The sequence below is a fragment of the Micromonospora sp. NPDC052213 genome, assembly GCF_040679695.1.
Classification (GTDB): Bacteria; Actinomycetota; Actinomycetes; order Mycobacteriales; family Micromonosporaceae; genus Micromonospora.
This window is the reverse complement of sequence record NZ_JBFAVI010000382.1, coordinates 1-1163: the sequence shown is the minus strand read 5'-3', so window position 1 is coordinate 1163 and position 1163 is coordinate 1. Positions and strand designations below refer to the sequence as shown.

Genomic DNA, 1163 nt, shown 5'->3' with positions numbered 1-1163 from the left:
GGCCCGGCTGCGCAGCATCCGCCCGTCCGGGCCGAGGATCGAGCCGAACCCGACGTGCTCGGCCCGCACCGGCGCGGTCAGCCAGCCGGCCTGCGCGCCGACCGCGAACACCATCTCGAAGTGCCGCCGTTGCGGCAGCCCGACCACGTAGAGCAGCCGGGTCGCGCCGAGCGTGCCGGTCCGGTGCCGCAGCGCGGCCAGATCGGTGGCCGGATAGCCGAACCCGCCGTCGGACTTGCGCACGATCAGCGGCAACGGCTCGCCGTCACGGCCCACCGATCCGGGCGGGAACACGCAGTCCGCGCCCTCGCTGCGCCGCAGCAGTCCGAGCCGGTCCAGTTCCTCGACAGTCGGCGCGAGCTGGTCGTGGTAGCTGCTCTCGCCCTGGAAGTCGTCGCCGGTCAGCGTCACGTCGAGCAGGTCGTACACGGTCAGGAAGTAGCTCTCCGACTGCGTCACCAGCTGCCGCCACAGCCGCAGCGTCGCCGGGTCACCGCCCTGCAACGCCACCACCCGCCGCCGCGACCGTTCCCGGAACGCCTCGTCGTCGTCGAACTTCGCCCGCGCCGCCTTGTAGAACCCGTCCAGGTCACCCATCGACAGCTCCTGCGCCGCCCCGGCCTCGCCCAGGTCGAGCAGGTGCTCGATGAGCATGCCGAACGGCGTGCCCCAGTCGCCGAGGTGGTTGGCGCGCAGCACCCGGTGCCCGAGCCACTCCAGCGTCCGGGCCGCCGCGTCCCCGATCACCGTCGACCGCAGGTGCCCGACGTGCATCTCCTTCGCCACGTTCGGCGCCGAGTAGTCGACCACCACAGTCTCCGGCTCGGCCACCGGCGGCACGCCGAGCCGCGGGTCGACGGCCAGCGCGGACACCAGCCCGCCGAGCGCGTGGTCGGCCACCGTCAGGTTCAGGAAACCCGGACCGGACACCTCGACCGACGCGCAGACGTCGGCCAGCGCCGCGCGCTCCCGTACCTCCGCCGCGATCTCCCGCGGCGGCCGGCTGAGCCGCCGGGCCAGGCCCAGCGCCGCGTCGGACTGGAAGTCCGCGTGTTGGGAGCGCCGCACGGCCGGGTCAACCGGCACGCCGGCCACCGCCGCGAACGCCGGCGCCAGCCGGTCGGTGAGCAACCTTTCAAGATCCATGGGTACGCCGATCTCGC

Annotated in this window: 1 protein-coding gene; it reads right to left on the bottom strand. The window is 73.8% G+C overall.

The window, feature by feature from the left end:
• A partial coding sequence (gene argS / locus AB0L34_RS34140) for an arginine--tRNA ligase (protein ID WP_363709811.1) occupies nucleotides 1–1146 on the bottom strand: 1146 nt, incomplete at its 3' end.
• Nucleotides 1147–1163: the final 17 nt, after the last annotated feature.